The organism is Drouetiella sp., assembly GCF_059504425.1.
The window spans coordinates 140,788-159,926 of sequence record NZ_JCACIN010000081.1 but is presented as its reverse complement, the minus strand read 5'-3'; the positions used below and the strand labels follow the sequence as shown (position 1 = coordinate 159,926).

Sequence of the window (19,139 nt, the reverse complement as noted above, 5' to 3'; positions counted from 1 at the left end):
AATATTTAGCAATCAGGAGTAATTAGCAATTTGAAATTCAGGTTCTCTGAGAGCTATTGATAGTCTTGGGGCGAACTTGGGAAAAATCTCCTGATAGCCAGTCAGTTGGGAGAGGCGCAATGGGGGCTTGGTTTAGCAGCAATCTAATCTTGACGGCAATTGTGGCTCCAATGGTAAGCGTTCTAGCTGTAAATTCGATGTACGAAATTACAACCTGGAATCGTATCGTTCAGAAGCTGGCGCAGCCTTCCTTTAGGACTTGCCAAGAATTCGCTAACGACCTGACTTACGAAGTTAAAGTGCGATCGCAAGAAGCAGCGATTGCCCAAAAGCTAGCCGAAGCCGAAGCCGCTAATCTGCCTTGAGTGTTTGGGTTAAATTTTGGGTTAAATTCTGAACCTGCATCATTTTTTGAAGGGCTGGAATCAGAAACTGGCTAAGGGTGGTTGCGTCAACGCCTAACTCTGTGCGAGTTTGGGCTGCCAATATCCCTGCCTGAGAATGCCACCAGGTCGCGCTTTGTATGGCTGAGACGATCGCCCGATCGCTCCAAACACCCTCCTGCAAAGCGCTATTTCGCACAATCTGTGCCAACAGTCCGCCCATCAGACCCGTTAGCACATCGCCACTGCCGCCCCGTGCCAGAGCCGATGTGCTGTCTGGATTAAGCCATACAGAGCCTTGAGGAGTCGCGATCGCCGTTCTTGCCCCCTTTAGCAAAACGATTGCTCCGCTTTGCTGAGCCGCTTTTTGAACCGTTTGAAGGCGATCGTCCGTCAATGCCGATGACAGCTCCACCAAATGGGGAAACAGCCGCTTAAACTCTCCCGCGTGGGGCGTCAGTACGGTAGGAGCCGATCGCGAGTGCAAAGATTCCATAGCACTGGCGAGAATATTTAAGCCATCAGCATCCAAAATTAGCGGACAGGCGCTGTTTAGAACCTGCTGCACCAAGGTTTTTGCCTCGATCGTCAGCCCTGACCCACAGGCGATCGCATCGTATTTTTCCAGATCTACTGCATCGGGCAGATGGGCGATCGCGCCACTCTCGGTTTCAGGACAGCCAATCGCCAAGGCATCGGGCAAATGACTGACCAGCAAAGACTGGCAGGATTGGGGAACGGCGATCGACAGCATTCCCACACCGCTCGATCGAGCTGCTGACCCAGCGAGAAGTGCGGCTCCCATGTAGCGCCGCGATCCGCATACCAACAGCAAATGCCCCTGCTGATATTTGTGGGTTGAGGCAGGTCGAGGCAGCGGCAGAGCGGCGATCGCGCTGGCAGCTGTCATTCGCTGCATCAGCGGATCTGCACCCAGAATCGCATGGATATTGGCTAACGGGATGCCAAAATCAATCAGCTCCGCTTTGCCCGTATACTCCAAAGCCTGATCCTGGAGAAAAGCTAGTTTCCATAGCCCCAGGCAAAAAGTGTGGGTGGCTCGAATGGCTGTGCCTAAAGCGGCTCCAGTGTCGGTGTGCAAACCCGAAGGCAGATCGATGCTAACCGTTTGCTTTTGCCATCGGTTGATCTCCTGTACTGCCAGGGCAAAAGCGCCTTCTAGCGATCGCGTCAATCCAAAGCCAAACAGTCCATCGATCATCAAATTGCAGGTTTTCAGCGGTTCAACGGAGTCAAACTTGGCAATTCCCAGGCTGTCGGCATAGCGAGAATGGGCGGCAGTCAGGTCTTTCAAGTTCGTCAAGGGCTGATAGCGCAGCACCTCATAACCGCTCAAATACAGTTCACGCGCCATCACGAGAGCATCGCCGCCGTTGTGTCCTGATCCGACTAGGATGCCAACGCGATCGCCTTCCTTTAAGAGATTTTGTTTTAGTAGACGCTGCACTAAAAGTTTGCCGACTTTTTCCATCAGAGCCGCTACAGGCATTCCTGCCGCAAAGATTCGCGCTTCAATTTGGCGCATCTGCTCAGCAGTGACGGCAAATCGCTGGATTTGCTCTATTCGGGTCAAGGGTGGAGCTAATCGACTGTCATTCATTTCAGTCATTTGTGGATAAAAATTCGGGCGTTGCTGAACGCAGGTCTGGCTTAAAGCATCCACTCTAGCGACACACCCACGCGGCGATCTTTGCTACGAGGGGCGTTTTGCTGTTGCAAGTCGGTAGAAAGTCGCAGGCGATGGGTTAGCGCATAGCCAAAAGAAAGGGTGGTGATGCCAACTTCATCGGCAGTGCCAGGAGCGACAAAGCTCTGGCTAAGAGAAGCATCGGCTGCGCCCGTGCGAGAGGGAGAGAGCATGAGACGCGCACCTAAACTCACGCCATCTACAGAATCGCGATCGCTCTCCACATGACGATATCCGACCGTAGGAGCCACATTTACATAGCTGCCCAATGGCAAAACATAGTAGCGGGCTTCAGCACCATAGGTTTGCCGATCGCGAACAATTTGGTAGTCGGCGCTAGCCGTAATGCCCGATCGCCCCACGAATACATCTTCGATGCCGACATTCACGCCAGAGTCGCCGCTAGAGGGAAAATGGGTGTAGCCTAATCGCACTCGCGTCCGAAAAGCCGGATCATGGCGAATGTCTGACTGCACATCTGGAACTTCTTGCAGCCAGCGTTGTAAGACAGGGCTGTTTTCAATAGTTGCCGGGTCGAGATTAAGCTGTTCGGCAGCAGTTGCAGGGGGAGTGGGAGATGGGGGAATAGGGGGTTGAAGAGACTGGGCGATCGCTCCTCTAGCGGCGACAACCATCAATCCCAACGTCATTCCCAGTAACCTAAGCGCTTGCCTCATAAGCCCACACTAAATAATATCCTTCAGCAGGTGATGTTCTAGACATGTTGTTGATTTTTTTGAAAGGGGCGCTCCGCGCCCCTTTCAAAAAATCAACAACACATTTGAAACACTACCCTTCAGCAGCATAACCTTTCGGTAGCCTTCTCACGGGTGAATTTTTAAGGCGAAATTCGTTGGCGAAATTCGTTGGTGAATATGTGACATGCCCCCGGTTGCCGGATATAGTTGAACATAACTGGAGTTCGGTTCAAGCTTTTGTAAACCGTATTTCCTCTAGATATTGTTCTTGAACGTCAGTCAGTATGTCTATCACAAACCAGGTTTTTCCCGTTATTTGGTACGACGATCATGTGCGACTGATTGACCAAAATCATTTGCCTACCAGCTTTGAGGTAGTAGAAATTAGCCGTAGCGATGACATGGCGATCGCCATCAAAACCATGATTGTGCGAGGCGCTCCCGCGATCGGTGTTGCTGCGGCATACGGCATGTATCTGGGGGCAAGAGAAATTGAGACAGGCGATCGAGAGCAGTTTTTGACCCAGCTAGAGGCAGTTGCCCAGAAGCTACGCGCCACCCGCCCGACTGCCGTGAACTTGTTTTGGGCGATCGAGCGCATGTTAAAGGTGGCGCGGCAAACCGTCGGCCCCGTCGATTACCTGAAACAGACTTTACTGAAGGCAGCTCAGACCATCAACGCAGACGACATCGAAACCTGTCAGGCGATCGGCGATCACGGGCTGAGCGTCATGCCTCAGAACCCTGGGCAATTGCGGCTGCTGACCCACTGCAATGCGGGGGCTTTGGCGACGGCGGGCTATGGCACGGCTCTGGGCGTAGTGCGATCGGCATGGCGAGAAGGTCGGCTGGAGCGACTGTATGCCGATGAAACGCGTCCACGTTTGCAGGGGGCAAGACTGACGGCTTGGGAATGCGTGCAGGAAGGCATCCCGGTGACGCTGATTTCTGACAATATGTCTGCTCACTGCATGAAGCAAGGCATGATTGACGCAGTAGTGGTGGGAGCTGATCGGATTGCGGCAAACGGCGATGCGGCAAATAAAATCGGCACCTACGCCCTGGCGATAATTTCCAAGGCGCACAATGTTCCCTTTTACGTGGCGGCTCCGCTGACTACGATCGACTTTGAGCTAAAGGACGGTAGCCTGATCCCGATCGAAGAACGTGATCCGATCGAGCTGTATCAAGTTGGCAATACCCGGATTTGTCCCGTTGGCGCAGAGTTCTACAATCCCTCGTTTGATGTCACCCCCGCAGCGCTGATCACGGGCATCATCACTGAGCATGGCGTTGTTAAACCAGATGATTTAATCAAGTTCCGTGAAAAGCAGGTTATCTAGGTTGATAGCCTCACAATCGAAGAGATCGCTCATCGATCGCCACTCATCGATCGCCTAGGTGCAGGTTACTCAGGTGCCGTCACCCCAACGGTGCCAATTGCCTTATCAATCTGTTGCAGTAAATCTGGGTCAAGCCGAGGAATGAGATCGATCGCCTTCATGTTCTCCGTCACCTGAGCAGTGCGGCTAGCTCCTGTAATTACGGTGCTGACATGGGGGTTGCTGGCACACCAAGCGATCGCCAATTGGGAGAGCGTACAGCCTAACTCCTGGCTAATGGGTCGTAGGCGCTCGGTAGCGGCAATCCAGTCCGAATTGGTCACGGTTTCTTGCAGCCATTCATAGCCTGCTAAGGTGGAGCGGCTTCCGGCAGGCACACCGTTGGCATATTTACCGGTCAGGACACCCGAAGCCAGCGGACTCCAGGTGGTCAAGCCCAAGCCCAAATCTTCGTAGAGTCGAGTATACTCCTGCTCCACGCGCTGACGATGAAACAGGTTGTACTGAGGCTGCTCCATCACTGGCTTATGCAGATGATGGCGATCGGCAATCTGCCAAGCGCTAACAATCTCTGCTGCCGACCATTCAGACGTGCCCCAATACAGGGCTTTACCCTGCTGGATCATGTCATGCATTGCCCACACCGTTTCCTCGATCGGCGTATGGGGATCAGGACGATGGCAAAACACCAAATCTACGTAATCAAGCTGCAAGCGCTGAAGCGAGCCTTGAATAGCATGGTGCAGATACTTGCGGTTGAGCGTATTTTTGCGGTTAGGACCGTCGGCAATGCCCCAATAGAATTTGGTGGAAATAATATAAGATTCTCTCTCCCAGCCGAGGTGTTTTAAAGCCTCTCCCATCAAGATCTCAGACTTCCCCCCGGCATACACTTCTGCGTTGTCAAAAAAGTTCACGCCTGCATCTCTTGCCGCCGATAGGGTTTCGATCGCTGCATCCCCATCTACCTGATTACCATACGTCACCCAAGAACCAATGGACAGTTCACTCACCTGTAATCCAGAGCGTCCTAATCGTCGGTATTTCATCTTTAATTCCCCCTGAAAATTAAAAGGCGTAGATTCAGTGGCTTGATCGAAATAAGATCAAGCCCTGGTAGGCTCAATAGCAAGAGCAGCAGGTAATGTAGACATTACGATCGCGACTAGCCGCCGATCGGCTACCATTTCGTCACTATAAACAATCCATCTCAGGGGCGAGGAGACTGGGAAGCCAGCAGGTCGCGCACAGGCTGCATGATCCAATTCAGCCCTACCTTAATTTGATGATCCAACGTGGGCATTCGGTAAAGGTACATTAGGCGGCGGGCAATGTGGGCAAAGGGGCCATCTAGCTTCACGCCCAATCCCGACAGGGTGGCATTATCTTTGCCTAGGGTCATCATTTCACCGAACGCCTGATAGCGAAACGGCAGCAGCGGCTTGTCTGTAATTAATGCCCAGAGATTCCAACCCACATAGTCGGCCTGCTGAAAAGCTGCCTGAGCCGTTCCGGGCACTTTCTGCCCTTCAGCATCAATACATTCTGCCGAGTCGCCTAGGGCAAAGATTTCAGGGCGATCGGTTTGCAGGGTCGGAGTTAGCACAAGCTGATGGCGCGAGTTGTGCTTGAGCGGCAATGCCTGTACCACAGGAGCCACTTTTGTCCCCACCGTCCACAGCACCACATCAACAGGAATAGTATCAACTTGCTCTCGATATTCCAGGGCGATCGCTTCAGCCGTGATCGACTCTACCTTTGTTTCTAGATCGACAAATACTCCCAGCTTTTCCAGCGCCTCGCTAGCCGCCTTGCGATTAAACTCTGGCGAAGTTCTGAGAATCTGGTCTGCTGCTTCGACTAATCGAACGCGACCGCGATCGCCCAATCGCTCTGCTAACTTACAGGCAAGCTCTACGCCGCTATAGCCACCGCCGATGATGGCAATCCGAACTTTGTCGGCTGGCTCCAGTGACCGCAGTTTCTCCTCCAGTCGGTAGGCATCGGCGATTGTCCGAAAGGGAATGGCAAACTCGGCGGCACCGGGCACCAAATCGATCGGCGTTTCGCCTCCCATTGCCACCACCAAATAGTCATAGGGCAGCACCGTTTCGGCATCTTTGATATGCACCTGCTTCACCTCAACATCCACGCTGGCGACTTCAGCCTGACAAAACTGGATGCCTGTGTTGGCAAGCAGTTCGGTGTAGGGCGGCGCAATTTCCCAGGTTTCCAGTTCGCCCGTGAGCAGCTCGTAGAGGAGAGGAGAAAAGAGAAAGCGATCGCGCTGATCCACCAAAACAATGTCAGGTTTCTCCAGCTTTGTCCAAGGGAGCTGGCTGAGGCGCAGGGCAGTGTAAAGCCCCCCGAAGCCTCCACCCAGAATGCAAATACGGGTAGGTTGTTGGGTCATGGTTGGAGACGGAAGCGTGAGGATAACTGCCTTCAGGATAGCAATGAATCCTCTCTGGCAGGTTTGACCCAGGAGAAACCCCAAGAGAAAACCCAGGGAAAATCACGCTTTGGGTTAGACCAACATCCGCTCCAGAGCATCCACGTCAGGAATGCACAGAATATCGCGATCGCGCTGAATCAATCCTTTCTTCTCTAGCTTGCTCAGGACACGAGTCACCGTTTCCCGCGCCAATCCGCTGAGGCTGCTGAGTTCACGATGGGGCAAGTTAGGAATCTCGATGCCCTGATCGCCAGGTTTTCCCTGTCCTTCGGCGAGAAACAGCAGGATATCGGCAACGCGTGAAACGCTGTCGGATTCCCGTAAGCGCAGCCGCCGATTGACCTGACGTAAGCGACGCGCCATAAGCTGCGCCAGCCGAATACCTGCCGTGGGTTCGGTGTTCAAAAGCTGAACAAAGTCATTGGAGGGCATATTGCCGATGACAGTCGGCACCAGGGTCAGCACATCGGTAGAGCGAGGCACCTCGTCGAGGGGAGCCATTTCGCCGAAAAGTTCTCCTTTCCCCAGCACATTCAGCGTGATTTCTTTGCCGTCTAAATTGTAGGTGCGGATTTTGACCCACCCTTCCAGGATGAAATAGACTGAGCTACCCCAGTCATTCTCCAGCAAAATCACCTGATTTTGAGGATGGTTGCGAACTACAACATGGGCGATCGCTTTTTCAATAATTTCTTCCGGAAGCTCGTTGAAGAAAGGGGCTGAGCGAATAAGTGAATTGTCTCGCGGTTCGCGGGGGTTGTACCGATCCATGGAGTCAGGCTACTCCGACTGTAAGGCGAATAGGATGTAGCTTAATAATAATGCGGTTAAATAATAACGATAATGAGTCAAGTTTGGTTAGCAGTTGGGGAAGGCGACTGGCTCATCGCAATCATAGCTCACTGTCAATTCAGGTTAGCTAATTTGCTACGGGGAATAGTATTCTTAGCCCAATTTAGCCTCAGCCCAATTTAGCCTCAGCCCAATTTAGATTGAGCAATTGCCTGCTGTAGTGGCGATCGCAGGGCTTCCACATAATCTGCCCAGCCAATGACGATCGTTTGGTCATGTGCCAAAGTTTGCGGATCAACGGCATCAGCAGTGAATTTCAGCGGATTGCCCTCTAGATCGCAGCAAACTAGACCTGCGGCTTCTGCCAGCGCTAGAGGCCCGACCGTGTCCCACAGCTTGACCCGACCATTGAGATAAACATATAGCCCTGCCTGACCGCAAATCACCCGCATCACCTTTAGCCCAAAGCTACCGATACAGTCAAATTGGACACCTGGAATAAACTGAGTGATGGCTTGTCCATAGCGGCGTTGGTCTTTGTAGCCCATGAGAATCGGGCAAAAGTGGTCGGAAGGCGGCTGAGGAGACTGAGGAATCAACGGTATGGACTCGGCATCGCCCAATTGCTGAAATAGCCCCCAGTCGCTGCCGCCAAAGTAGAGCTGGTCAAACTCAGGGGCATAGACCCATCCGGCGATCGGCTGACCTGCCTCTAGTAATCCTACCATCACTGAGTAGTGGGGTTTGCCCTGGATAAAGTCATCCGTGCCATCGATCGGGTCAATGAGCCAGAGGCGGCGATCGGCTTGCTCTTTGCTTTGTTCTAAGCTAATCTGCCCTGAGCCAATCTGCCCTGAGCCAATTTGCCCTAAGACCTGCCAAGACTGAGAATTTTCTTCAGTAATAATGCCGTCTTGAGGAAAAAGCTGAGAAAACCCGGCGGTTAATCTTGCATCCAGAGCGCGATCGACATCGGTGACATAATCATCGCGCCCTTTTTCGTAGACTTGAAACTTTTCTGCTGCCATCTGTTGCGCTTGCCGTCCGCAATCCCGGATCAGCCGCTGAATAGATTGACGCTGGTCGGCAGAGAGATGCATGGGAATACCCGCTAGAGACGTTGCTGCACGTATTGTAGGATGCCACGGGCAATTGCCTGCGCCATGCGATCGCGGAAGGTCGGATCGGCAAGGCGAGGTGCATCTACTTGCCCGGTGACAAACCCCACCTCTACTAGGGCGGCAGGCATATAGGTGTTGCGCAGGACATAAAACCGGGCTTGCTTCACGCCGATATTGCGCATCCCAGTACCTTGAGCCACGCTGGTTTGAATCGTTTGCGCCAACTGGAAAGCCTCATCTGAGGAATAGTAGTAGGTTTCGGCTCCATTGGTACCAGGATGATCCATATCGATCGCATTGGCATGGATACTGACAAACACGTTGGCGTTGCCCTGGTTGGCATCCTGGACGCGCGGTTCCAGCCCAATTTCAGTATCGTTATTCCGGGTCAAGATCACCTGTGCGCCCTGCTGTTCTAGCAGCTGCGCCACTTTTTGAGCAATGTCCAGAACGACGATTTTCTCCTGTAAACCGTTGATGCCAACCGCGCCGGGATCGCGACCGCCATGACCTGGATCAATCGCAATCCGCACCCGCTGATTAGACACATCAGGCAGTTCGATCGGCGTGTTGAGGAAGTCGGGACTGGACAAATCGATCGCCGTTCCAGAATTGGATGAGGGCTGATTGCGATTAGCCACAGGCTGGTTTCCAGACTGGCTTGTTGTGGACTCGGTCGTGAGAGATCGAGAAGTGCGATCGTCTGGATCGGCTGCCGCAAGACCGCCCATAGGCACGAGAACCACCCCTCCTAAGCTGGCTACAGTCGCCTGCCATTCAGGGCCATCTTCTGCCGTGTCTAGAACAATCCGAACAACGGGCGGATCTGCCCCCTCGACTGGCACAAGCTGAATGCGGGTGACCCGATAGCGATCGACCGTGATGTCTCGCTGGGTCAGACGAGAGGAAAGAGTTGTATCCTTTAGCTCTAGGGTCAATTGGCGGCGATCGTCGCTGTATTCCTGCACCAGGTTAGGTTTTTGTCCGCTGGTACGGAAAAAGAAGCCGTCTTGTGTCACGCGCACGCCCTCTAGAACTGTGCTTGAGGTCGTGCTTGAGGTCGTGCTTGAAACTGTACTTGAAGAAGCCCCACCTGAAATCGCGCGATCAAGGTTTTGCTCTGCTTCATTCTGCTGAGGCGTGGGGAGCTGCACCGTCCAATTTGTATCGTTCGCACCCTGCACTTTTACCTGAGTTGGATCGATCGTGTATCCAGGACTTAGCTCAATTACGATTCGGGTTGTATTGGCATTAAACTGCGCCAGCCGAATCTCGCGGATGCCCTCGTCTGCGGACTGGTTGATGCGCGATCGCCCCAGCCTCGTTCCCGGCAGATCGATCACCAGCCGCATGGGGTCAGGGACAAGCTGAACGCTGGGCAACACGCCCTCATCGGTGGTAAAAGTCAGGCGGTTTTCGCGGCTGTTGAACTGCCATGATTGCAGCTGACCTGCCTCTGCGGGAGATGAAAACAGCAGAATTCCTGCTCCCAAAAGGAGGGATAGCAGTTTGGGGGGCAACAGCCCACTCGGCGATCGCCAGAGATATTTCACGGTTGTGGTTTCTCCTTGCTGTCTTCGACAGAAATCATAGATTGCAAAGGATTTGAAGATTCAAATCTAGAAGATGCAGAGCTAATGGATGTTCCTCATGGCAGGGCTGAATCTGGAGGTGATTTTTTTGAAAGGGATACAGAGCGCCCCCTTCAAAAAAAACTATCCATAAAACCAGCAACGCCTTCCTCATCGGCTCTAAACCCCAACCTCATACAGCATTTGTTCCAGAATTAACCAGACTTGTCATCCTATCAGAAAGAGGTGAGTAGTTCTTATTCTGAGAATGGTTTTCATCATAAAAATAAGGAACCTGCAGTCTGCCGATTATTAATTAAACGGCAAATAATTAATGGAGCTTAATTCTGCTTTTTCGCCAAAAAATTAGCCAAAAACCAGCTCAGATGTTTAGCTATTAATCCGGCAATTAAAGATTTTTTGTTGTGAGGCGAACTTCACTCGCCTCACAACAAAAATCTTCCAACAATGCACTCTCAATTATTGCCAAGTTGATAAAAGCCAGCTAAGAGTCAGCTAAGAGAATGATGATATCTTGAGGCTTAAACTCGATGAGCTGATCTTTTTGGGGATTAAGCACAACTCCGTAAGATCTTCCCATGTTATTGGCATCTGCTTTGCGCCGATAGCCGATCGCAGATTCTCCCCGCCGCCTAGCCGCCTCTACAACCGTGTAAAAGTTGACAGGGCGATCGCTCTTCACATAATCCTGAACGGGCTTGAGATAGATTTCTGAGCCTTCTGGGTTGAACAAGTCCGTCAATAGCGCATTGATGTTTTTCTGTTCTGACACCTGAGCCATCATCAAACTAATGATTTGCTCACTGATCACAAAATCATCAGGACGAGCCACCTGAGCCAGCGTTTGGTTCCGTACATCCAACATTTCAGTGACGATCTGATAGTCATGATCATCCCGATTGGCAATATCCCGGAGATGCAGCAAGGTCATCAGGGTTTGGGCATCTGACTGTTCCGGTTCTAAATCAGGACTACACAAAACAATAATGTGATCGTATTTGCTCAGATGCAGATTTTCTAAGACCTGGCGATCGGTGGGTTCACCCTGCTGATATTGCGCCATTTGTTGCTGTAACGCTTCAGCCGATAAATCCACCTCTGCTGCTGGGAACCCGGCAACAACAGTTACCGTAGAGCCAGGTGCAACGTATTGATCGAGCTGCTGAATAATGTGAGAGACGCGATTGTTCCAACCCAGAATTAACGTATGCTCTGCCTCGGCAGGTTTTCGCTCTGCTTGCTGAATGACCTGATGATCAATCCAAGATTCAGAGTAGCTAGAGAGATGGATGGTATCGTCGTCCTCACTGATAAAGATGAGCTGTTCATCAACCTGTAGCCTTGTGATGCTGGGTGGGTTAAGCTGAATTGTCCCATCTGAGCGTCTCATGCCGATGACTGTGGAGTTGTTGTAGGACAGGAGCGCATCGCCGTAAGTCTTGCCCTGGAGCATAGGCTCTGCTTTGAAGTAAATTTCATCCCCACTGAAATTGAGCAGATCCATATAGACGATCGACAAACCTGACTGCCGACAAGTTTGCACCACAATGCGCGAAATCAAATCGTTCGTCATCAGTGACTCTACTTCGTGATGCCCAATGAGTTTGATCACATCTAGGGTTTTGGAAGTCTGGACTTGAGCCACGATGTGATAGGGCTGAGGCAGCGATCGCGGAATGTTGGTAATGGCCAGCAGCGTTTTCACCACTTGAGCATCAGAATGTTCGTTGGCAGGATTCAAGACAATGATGGAGCGAGCTGTCTGAATACTGACGATGCCTAGATCCGCCATATTGCTGGGGCTACCCGTACGGTACACCAACCGAATGCGAGGCAGCTTACCCAGCGTATCTTGAAGGGCAGTCTCTGCCTGCACTTTATCTTCTTCACTGAGGATAACAATGCAGGTATCCGATCGATTAGAATTCGCCAGCGCCAGCTCAGAAATGAGTGTGAAAATCTGAAGCGACCAGCCCAGAATGACAATGTGATCGGTTTCAATCACCCGCGATCGTCCCTTCCGCAAGTCTTCCAGCTTGGCATCAATGCCGCTGCTCAGCAGACCAATTAAGGTACTGACGACGAAGATGCCGCCAAACGTGACAAACAGCATCGTTAGGCGGAAAAACCAGCCCGTATCGCCCCCGACTGTGCCAGAGTCGAGGGTGCGCATCAGCACCCCCCAGATTGCTTCTGGGACACTGAGGCGATCGCTGCCTTCAGGCGCAATTCCCACCAGGTTGACCAGAAATGCCATCACAAGAATGAATGCAAAACACACCAAGGCAAGTCCACCGACAAGGGCGATCGTGCCTTTGGACATGAAGTTATCAAACTTATAGCGCAGCCGATCGGCAAAGCTGTTGACTCTACCGCTGTTTACCTTGCCACGAAATCTTTTACCGTTAATTAGTTTTTGCATGAGGGATGGGGGAATTGTGAAACCTTCTAGCCGTTAAGCCAGTATTCCCCTGATACACTCCAGGCTCACTTTTCAAAAAATTCCTACCCAGATTAACCAATGCCCAAAAAATGAGCCTTAACAACTAATGCAACAGCTCCACTAAGCCAACCCCTGCAAACAAAATAAATAGCGCTCCGCCAATTCCCAAAAGCGTCCGTTCGGACAGCTTGCCACAAACATAGCGACCGCACTGCACCGCGATCGCTGCACACAATATGTGACCCAAAATAGCGCCGAGCGTTACCCCCACCGGATTATTCGCCGCCGCCAGGGCAATGGTAGTGAACTGGGTGCGATCGCCCCACTCCGCCACAAACGTCATGCCAAAGGCTTGTGCCAGAACCGCCCATTGGGTGTGCCGATTGAACTTGGCTTCCTGTTGAGCGATCGCGGCTTCTGCCTCCTGACAGCCTTCGGTAGCCGTTACCTTGGGCGAAATTTGGCTAGCCTCGTAGAGCAATTTCAGCCCAAACCCCAGAAACAGAAGAATCTCTGCCCAAGCAACATAGTGTTTGGGCAAAAGCGATGCGACTTGCCCCATTGCCACTGAGAGAACGGTCATTACAGCCAGGGCGGCGCTAGCCCCAGCAAAAACGACCCTCCGCGAATGGCGCATGGCAAGAATGGCGGCGATGAAAAAAGTCTTGTCGCCAACTTCAGAAATGGTGGTCAGCAAAAGCGATGCGGTGAATGCCGTCAACATCATCAAGCCTCTCAAAAGATGTAGGGATCTTGAGTGGGCTTGATGAGAGGAGGGAAAACACACGCTTCACCAAGCCCACAAAATACGTGGACTCAGTGAAGGTCTCGCTTACAGAAATCTTAAAAGCTCTGTCGCCCCAGCCAGGTTCATCACCAGCATGTTGACTTAAGGCGAGCTAGTGAGGTTGCCCATAACGGACAGCGATCGGCTAGCAGCTACTCCCCTTCATAAGCTGTAATCTATCGGCTTTGCGATCGACTTGTCAATAGGGAGTGATCTATTTTTTGTGGAGCTTCCCGCTTATCGTGATCCTTAGAGTTCTGCTCCGTTAGTTTGAATAACTCTTTGGTACCAAAAATAACTTTGTTTTTTCCGTCTTTCTAACTCTTTTTCTCGGTCAATATAGACAAACCCGTACTGTTTTTGATAGCCATTCAACCAGCTCAACAGATCAATATACGACCAAGCAAAGTAGCCAAATAAAGGGATGCTATTCTCGATCGCTTGCTTGCAAGCAAGAATATGCTGCTTCAGGTACTCAATCCTAGGAAAATCTAAAATCTCTCCGTTTTCAGCGATCGGATCTTTCGCCCCTATGCCATTTTCAGTGATCACAATTGGGATATTGCCGTATCTTTCCTGAATCCGTCTCATGCCTTCAAGTAGCCCTTCCGGATAGATTGCCCAGTCCCAATCAGTGTATTCAATATCGGGATTTACAACTCGCTTGAACAATCCAGGAATGCCGCTCTCTTTTTGGCTACCCTTGTTACCTGTCGTGTTCAACGGAGCAGCACCTACTCCATCTATTGAATTGTGCGCCAAAAATGTACTCTGGTAGTAGTTGACTCCAATAAAGTCAATTTTTGTTTGTCGCAAAAGTGTTCGATCGCTCTCTAGAACCGTGGGAGCGCCCCATTTGTTTTGGTAATACTCCCACATCAACTGAGGATATTCGCCCAAGAGAACAGGATCGTAAAACCAATGGTGATCCATGGCTTCATAGTATTCGCAAGCCTGGATGTCTTCTGGTCGATCGCTAATGGCAAATCCGGGTAACAGCACATGAGCAACGCCAATCTTGCCCTCCAGAATTTTCCCCTCATGCACTAACTGCCGATACTCAGCCACCGCTTTGGCATGGGCCACATTGACAATATGGGTGACTTCAACGGCTCTGCGTTCATCTTTGACTCCGGGTGGATGGATTCCCTCTCGATAGCCGAGCATGATGAAATTGATCACTTCATTGAAGGTAATCCAGTATTTGACGCGATCGCCAAACTGCTCAAAACAAGTTCTGGCATAGGTGGCAAAGGCATCCGCAACGGCTCGATTCTCCCAACCGCCAATATCTTGTAAAGCTTGAGGCAAGTCCCAGTGATAAAGCGTAGCGAACGGAACAATCTCGTATTTCAGCAACTCGTCAATTAAGCGGCTGTAGAATGCAATGCCTTCAGGGTTAACCTCTCCACTGCCGTCAGGAAAAATCCTTGTCCAGGCGATCGAAAATCGGTAAGAGCGCAGTCCCAGCTCTGCCATTAACCGCACATCTTCTACATATCGGTTGTAATGATCGGCAGCAATATCTCCGTTGGTTCCCTGGTAGGTTGTGCCCGGTAAATGGGAATAGACATCCCAAATGGAGAGTCCTTTTCCATCCTGTTGATAGGCTCCCTCAACTTGATAGGAGGCGGTCGCGGCTCCCCATAGGAAATCGGCTGGAAAGGTTGCCATATTTTCGCCTCACAACAAAAAATCTTTAATTGCCGGGTTAATAGCTACTTTGCTAAAACGCCGTTGAGGAAAATATCGGCAATACCTTCCGCCATTTCTAGCATGGCCTGGGGGGAAGAAGCTTCGGGCATAATAGTGTCGCGGCTAAACCCTGAAACGGCAAACATACCCAAAAACACCTGTGCCACGATGCGGGGATTGGTTCGGCGATAGATGCCTTGATCCATTGCCGTTTGAAAGAAAGCCTCAGCTACGTCCGTCATTTTAACGATGACTTCGGTTTGAATTTGAGCCTGCAAATCTGCGTGAAACTGCGCTTCCATAAAGCAAACCCGCAGCAGGTCGGCATTTTGGTGCAGGTTCAGCATCCGGCGGCGCATGACTTGAGCGATCGCTTTATAGCTCCCCATCTCGCTGAGTTCGGTCAGCAAATCGGTAAGAATTTCGACCCAGCCCTGCGTCGCTACCTCTACTAAAATTGCTTTTTTGTTTTCAAAATGGCGAAACAGAGTCCCTTCGGCAACTCCAGACTCTTGAGCTAAATCCTTGGTGGTGGTGCCGTCATAGCCTCGACGCGCAAACAATTTTTGAGCGGCTTTAAGAATCCGCGTTCGGGTTTCCACTTCCGATGGGGGAGCCGGGGTACGAAACGATCGCATAGCCAAAAAGAAGTAGAAGTATGTAGAGATGGTAGCGACAATGCTTCGTGAATACTTCATCCGTCTGTAAAACTTTACAGGCGGGCGGAAAAGGAGGCGATAATTTCTTTGCTGCCTGTTTTTTATGTAGCAACCGCCAAGGCGGTTAGGACGGGGACATTTAGGGTGGGGGCGCAGCGCGCCCCACCCTAAATGTCCTAACTGGCGACACCCATACTGCTTAGAAAACCTATCTTCCATGCCCCAACCTATCCTTTACGTTGCCATTACCAATCACGGATATGGTCATACGACTCGCACCTGCTCCGTGGTGGCGGAGATTCAAAGACAGTGCCCGGAAGCGCTCGTGATTTTGGTAACGACAGCCCCACGATCGCTCCTGGAAGCCTACATCAAAGGCGACTTCATCCACCGTCCGATCGCCCTCGATATTGGCGTGGTGCAGGGTGACAGCTTGACGATGGACAAAGCGGCAACCCTGGAAAAGCTGAAGCAAATCCGCGATCGCCATAAGTCCATGATTGCCGGAGAGGTGAACTTTATCCGGCAGAATCGCGTCAGCCTTGTGCTTGCCGATATTCCGCCGCTGGCAGCTCCGATCGCACGGGCGGCAGGCGTTCCCGGCTGGATGATGAGTAACTTCGGCTGGGATTTTATCTATCGTCCTTGGGGCGGCGAATTTGTAGAGATGGCGGACTGGATTGGCGCACAGTTTGCCCAGTGCGATCGCCTGCTGCGGATGCCCTTTCACGAGGAGATGAGCGCTTTTCCTCACATCACCGATATCGGATTGACGGGCGGCGACCCCAGCTTTGCGCTGGCAGATCTGCGAGAAACGTTTCACTTGACCGCGCCCATTGAGAAAACGATGCTGCTGACTTTTGGCGGTTTAGGAGTCGATCAGGTTCCGGTTCACAATCTCCAGCGCTTTCCAGACTGGCAGTTCATCACGTTCGATCGCCAAATTCCAGATGTGCCAAACCTGGTGAGAATTAGCGATCGTCAGTATCGCCCGGTAGACTTTATGCCGCTGTGTAGTCGAGTTATGTCTAAACCGGGTTACAGCACCTTTGCTGAGGCTTGTCGGGTGGGAGTGCCGATTATTTCTATTACGCGAGATGATTTTGCCGAAGCTGCGGTACTGCTCAAGGGTATCCAGAATCACGCTCAGCATCGCATTCTCACCCCAGAGGAATTTTTCAAAAGCGACTGGAGCTTTCTAGAGGAACCGATGCAGCCGCCCCAAACTTCAGAGCCTCTGGCAAAAGATGGCAATGAGGCGATCGCTCAGGCGGTTATGGAGTGGGTCGATCGGAATTGACTGAATCTGCAAGTTTTCGTATGAGAGAAGGATTCGTGCTACAACCTGCAAGCCTCTGTATGAGAGAAGAGAAGCTGCCCAAGCGAACGAAACTACCCCACAACCGAAATCGCCAAACTGGCAACTCTCCGATCAGTGACTTTTCTAGATCGAATGAGAGATTGTCATAGCTCACCCAATTGTTGCCTTTGCGCCACCCGACGCGAGTGCCAAACCTTCTCCAATCATTATCGTTATCATCTGTTGGGTACCCGCATTCTTGCCAAATTTGCTTTTGAATACTGAAGCCCCATTTGCCATCGGGATAATCCGGTGTCTTACTGTACTTCACCCAGAGTTGATCTAGGGTTCGCAAATCTTCGAAAGGAAAAGTGTCAAGATCGGCACGATTAAAATATTGTCCTTTCTTCTTACCAACAGTAGTAATCATCAGCCGATAGGTTTCTTTATCTGCCTCTTTCCACTCTTGGTTTTCTAGATGTTTTTCCAACTGAGCGTAACGTAACGGGGTTTGTGCAGATGAAGTAGAGGGAGGAATTACTAAAGCAGTTTCGGGAGCCAGAATAGTTGAGGCGGATTTTAGGTTCAGTTGCTGAGTTAATTGCTGTTCAATGCGATCGGCATCGTCTTCTCCAAGCAGAAGATTTTCGCGGATGTCTTTTAATTTGCGGCGGGCACTTTCTTCTGGCAAAAAGCCATTTTTAGTCGCTTTCTCAAAATAATCGGCATAGTTACGTCGCTGTTCTGCTCGCACTAGATAGGGTTGTTGAACCTGCTCTTCAATCGTTTTCGCATCTTCTGAAGAAATTCCCAAGCGTCTCCAACGAGTATCCAAACGACCTCGATCCAGCTCTTCTTCAATTGCCCCACTAAACTCTAGACCTAGCTCCTGATCAAGTTCTTGAAAAATCCGATCGACAGCCTTGCGGTACTCTAATTTAGGCTCTGGTTTAGGCGCTCGCACAATTGGCAAGTCGAAGCCTGTATCTTCGGCAATAATTTTGGGCGGATAGCCTCCCTTACTTTCAATTTCAAGGCGGCGATCGGCATACCCGTGCAAATCTCTAGCGACGATCCACTCGCCCTGTCCTGGATACGCAGCTCCCTCCATGCCCTCAACCAAGTAGCGAGTATAGAGCGATAACCCGTCCCTTGCTTGTAATGCCACTTGAGCTGCACTAGAGGAAGCTAGAATAACCCGTCCTTTGGCTTTCAGTTCATCAAAGTCAATGTCTCCCTCTCCCTTTTTGATCCAATCGGCGATCGCCCCGCTGTAGCAACAGTCTAAGATCACTACTACCTGCTGCGATCGAGTCATATCCATTTGGCGTTTTAGAAATCCTGCGGACAACGCACTCGACTCTACTAGCCGCCCCTGCTGTTTGTAGGTGTTGTGGGTGCAAAAATGCAACTGCTGATGTAACATACCGCCGCTGCCCAAGTCACCATGCCCTGAAAAATAAAGCAGTAGTAGGTCTTCTGGATCTCTGCCGCGAAAAAATTGTTCGATCTGAGCTTCTAAAAGAGTGCGATCGCAGTTCTCTAGAGGCTGTACTTCAAACGCACCACAATCTGGATTTTGTAGCACTGTCTGCATTGCCTGCATATCTCGCAGGCTCCCTGGCAGTGGCTCAAATCCCTCGCCATATTCACTCACTCCAACTAGCAACGCTACTCGCTTACTCATGCTTTGCCTGCTTTACTGCCTCAAGCTTTGCGACAAAATCCTCGAAATCTTGCTGAGCAGAGGCGCGATCGCTGTCATTGCGTCCTTCAAACTCAAACTCTGTCCCTTCGTGCTTAAACTTTACTTTCGTAGTTGTTCCTACCAAGCGACCATACAACCACGTACCAAAGGTTTTTAGGGTATCTAGGTTAATTTTTACATCCAAAATACTGCTGCTAGGTTCCCCTTTTTCTACCATCTCTGGCTCTGTAGCCGCAGAAGGGGCAACAGGCATAACCTCCGCAGACTGGCTTTCTAGCTCCGCTGCTAACGTCCGCAATATAAGTTGAAGATCCTCATCCGTTGCCTGTTCATCCTGGACGGATAGCTGAAACTCAATAGGATGATTCATAAAGTGCAGAGGAATAAAATTACGTTTATTCTAAACCAGAGTAAAGCAGTACCAAAGGCTTCCGCAGAACGGTTTGGTGTCTACT

Annotated in this window: 16 protein-coding genes; 3 read left to right on the top strand and 13 right to left on the bottom strand. The window is 51.0% G+C overall.

Translation table 11 applies throughout. The features are described from left to right. The first annotated feature begins 119 nt into the window (after window positions 1-119). Window positions 120-365: a hypothetical protein gene (locus tag AC5JMP_RS19190; RefSeq protein ID WP_495853086.1), complete on the top strand. Its 246-nt coding sequence runs from the start codon at window positions 120-122 to the stop codon at window positions 363-365. Here AC5JMP_RS19190 and AC5JMP_RS19185 read toward each other — a convergent pair. Together AC5JMP_RS19185 and AC5JMP_RS19180 are read right to left on the bottom strand one after the other, a co-directional pair. Then, window positions 352-2,013, bottom strand: coding sequence for an NAD(P)H-hydrate dehydratase (locus AC5JMP_RS19185; protein WP_495853085.1), 1,662 nt, complete (start codon window positions 2,011-2,013; stop codon window positions 352-354). The two genes, AC5JMP_RS19190 and AC5JMP_RS19185, sit on opposite strands and share 14 nt — an antisense overlap. A 41-nt stretch (window positions 2,014-2,054) precedes the next feature. Then, entirely contained in the window at window positions 2,055-2,741 is a 687-nt protein-coding gene (locus tag AC5JMP_RS19180) for a hypothetical protein (protein ID WP_495853084.1), read from the bottom strand. A 332-nt stretch (window positions 2,742-3,073) separates the two neighbouring features. Between AC5JMP_RS19180 and mtnA the strand changes: the two genes are divergently transcribed. Next, a complete protein-coding gene (gene mtnA / locus AC5JMP_RS19175) occupies window positions 3,074-4,132 on the top strand; it encodes an S-methyl-5-thioribose-1-phosphate isomerase (protein WP_495853083.1) in 1,059 nt (352 codons plus the stop codon). A gap of 65 nt (window positions 4,133-4,197) precedes the next feature. Here mtnA and AC5JMP_RS19170 read toward each other — a convergent pair whose 3' ends face one another. The 9 genes from AC5JMP_RS19170 to AC5JMP_RS19130 form a co-directional block, all read right to left on the bottom strand. Beyond that, window positions 4,198-5,181 carry a potassium channel beta subunit family protein gene (locus tag AC5JMP_RS19170; RefSeq protein ID WP_495853082.1) on the bottom strand — a complete coding sequence of 328 codons (984 nt, stop codon included), beginning with the start codon at window positions 5,179-5,181 and terminating at the stop codon, window positions 4,198-4,200. Between the two features lie 161 nt (window positions 5,182-5,342). Further along, entirely contained in the window at window positions 5,343-6,545 is a 1,203-nt protein-coding gene (locus AC5JMP_RS19165) for an NAD(P)/FAD-dependent oxidoreductase (RefSeq protein ID WP_495853081.1), read from the bottom strand. Between the two features lie 114 nt (window positions 6,546-6,659). Then, window positions 6,660-7,358, bottom strand: a complete 699-nt coding sequence (locus tag AC5JMP_RS19160; protein ID WP_495853080.1) for a Crp/Fnr family transcriptional regulator — start codon at window positions 7,356-7,358, stop codon at window positions 6,660-6,662. A 206-nt stretch (window positions 7,359-7,564) separates the two neighbouring features. After that, window positions 7,565-8,479 carry a 3'(2'),5'-bisphosphate nucleotidase CysQ family protein gene (locus tag AC5JMP_RS19155; protein WP_495853079.1) on the bottom strand — a complete coding sequence of 305 codons (915 nt, stop codon included), beginning with the start codon at window positions 8,477-8,479 and terminating at the stop codon, window positions 7,565-7,567. Window positions 8,480-8,490: 11 nt separating this feature from the next. Further along, complete coding sequence (locus AC5JMP_RS19150) at window positions 8,491-10,053, bottom strand: N-acetylmuramoyl-L-alanine amidase (protein WP_495853078.1); 1,563 nt, start codon at window positions 10,051-10,053, stop codon at window positions 8,491-8,493. Window positions 10,054-10,576: 523 nt separating this feature from the next. Continuing rightward, window positions 10,577-12,514, bottom strand: coding sequence for a CASTOR/POLLUX-related putative ion channel (locus AC5JMP_RS19145; protein ID WP_495853077.1), 1,938 nt, complete (start codon window positions 12,512-12,514; stop codon window positions 10,577-10,579). A gap of 124 nt (window positions 12,515-12,638) precedes the next feature. After that, a complete protein-coding gene (locus AC5JMP_RS19140; protein WP_495853114.1) occupies window positions 12,639-13,259 on the bottom strand; it encodes a TMEM165/GDT1 family protein in 621 nt (206 codons plus the stop codon). A 312-nt stretch (window positions 13,260-13,571) separates the two neighbouring features. Next, entirely contained in the window at window positions 13,572-14,996 is a 1,425-nt protein-coding gene (locus AC5JMP_RS19135) for a GH1 family beta-glucosidase (protein WP_495853076.1), read from the bottom strand. A 44-nt stretch (window positions 14,997-15,040) separates the two neighbouring features. Then, window positions 15,041-15,655, bottom strand: coding sequence for a TetR/AcrR family transcriptional regulator (locus AC5JMP_RS19130; RefSeq protein WP_495853113.1), 615 nt, complete (start codon window positions 15,653-15,655; stop codon window positions 15,041-15,043). A 238-nt stretch (window positions 15,656-15,893) separates the two neighbouring features. Between AC5JMP_RS19130 and AC5JMP_RS19125 the strand changes: the two genes are divergently transcribed. Then, window positions 15,894-16,976 carry a glycosyl transferase gene (locus tag AC5JMP_RS19125; RefSeq protein WP_495853075.1) on the top strand — a complete coding sequence of 361 codons (1,083 nt, stop codon included), beginning with the start codon at window positions 15,894-15,896 and terminating at the stop codon, window positions 16,974-16,976. Here the strand turns inward: AC5JMP_RS19125 and AC5JMP_RS19120 are convergent. Together AC5JMP_RS19120 and AC5JMP_RS19115 are read right to left on the bottom strand one after the other, a co-directional pair. Next, a complete protein-coding gene (locus AC5JMP_RS19120) occupies window positions 16,951-18,663 on the bottom strand; it encodes a GUN4 domain-containing protein (RefSeq protein ID WP_495853074.1) in 1,713 nt (570 codons plus the stop codon). The genes AC5JMP_RS19125 and AC5JMP_RS19120 overlap by 26 nt on opposite strands. Further along, window positions 18,656-19,054, bottom strand: a complete 399-nt coding sequence (locus AC5JMP_RS19115; protein WP_495853073.1) for a hypothetical protein — start codon at window positions 19,052-19,054, stop codon at window positions 18,656-18,658. Before AC5JMP_RS19115 ends, AC5JMP_RS19120 begins: the two co-directional genes overlap by 8 nt. Between the last annotated feature and the right edge of the window lie 85 nt (window positions 19,055-19,139).

Excerpts from the sequence above, each read along its gene's own strand:
- AC5JMP_RS19190 (WP_495853086.1), top strand. The coding sequence starts at position 120 with ATGGGGGCTTGGTTTAGCAGCAATCTAATCTTGACGGCAATTGTGGCT.
- AC5JMP_RS19185 (WP_495853085.1), bottom strand. The coding sequence starts at position 2,013 with ATGACTGAAATGAATGACAGTCGATTAGCTCCACCCTTGACCCGAATA.
- AC5JMP_RS19180 (WP_495853084.1), bottom strand. The coding sequence starts at position 2,741 with ATGACGTTGGGATTGATGGTTGTCGCCGCTAGAGGAGCGATCGCCCAG.
- mtnA (WP_495853083.1), top strand. The coding sequence starts at position 3,074 with ATGTCTATCACAAACCAGGTTTTTCCCGTTATTTGGTACGACGATCAT.
- AC5JMP_RS19170 (WP_495853082.1), bottom strand. The coding sequence starts at position 5,181 with ATGAAATACCGACGATTAGGACGCTCTGGATTACAGGTGAGTGAACTG.
- AC5JMP_RS19165 (WP_495853081.1), bottom strand. The coding sequence starts at position 6,545 with ATGACCCAACAACCTACCCGTATTTGCATTCTGGGTGGAGGCTTCGGG.
- AC5JMP_RS19160 (WP_495853080.1), bottom strand. The coding sequence starts at position 7,358 with ATGGATCGGTACAACCCCCGCGAACCGCGAGACAATTCACTTATTCGC.
- AC5JMP_RS19155 (WP_495853079.1), bottom strand. The coding sequence starts at position 8,479 with ATGCATCTCTCTGCCGACCAGCGTCAATCTATTCAGCGGCTGATCCGG.
- AC5JMP_RS19145 (WP_495853077.1), bottom strand. The coding sequence starts at position 12,514 with ATGCAAAAACTAATTAACGGTAAAAGATTTCGTGGCAAGGTAAACAGC.
- AC5JMP_RS19140 (WP_495853114.1), bottom strand. The coding sequence starts at position 13,259 with ATGTTGACGGCATTCACCGCATCGCTTTTGCTGACCACCATTTCTGAA.
- AC5JMP_RS19135 (WP_495853076.1), bottom strand. The coding sequence starts at position 14,996 with ATGGCAACCTTTCCAGCCGATTTCCTATGGGGAGCCGCGACCGCCTCC.
- AC5JMP_RS19130 (WP_495853113.1), bottom strand. The coding sequence starts at position 15,655 with ATGCGATCGTTTCGTACCCCGGCTCCCCCATCGGAAGTGGAAACCCGA.
- AC5JMP_RS19125 (WP_495853075.1), top strand. The coding sequence starts at position 15,894 with ATGCCCCAACCTATCCTTTACGTTGCCATTACCAATCACGGATATGGT.
- AC5JMP_RS19120 (WP_495853074.1), bottom strand. The coding sequence starts at position 18,663 with ATGAGTAAGCGAGTAGCGTTGCTAGTTGGAGTGAGTGAATATGGCGAG.
- AC5JMP_RS19115 (WP_495853073.1), bottom strand. The coding sequence starts at position 19,054 with ATGAATCATCCTATTGAGTTTCAGCTATCCGTCCAGGATGAACAGGCA.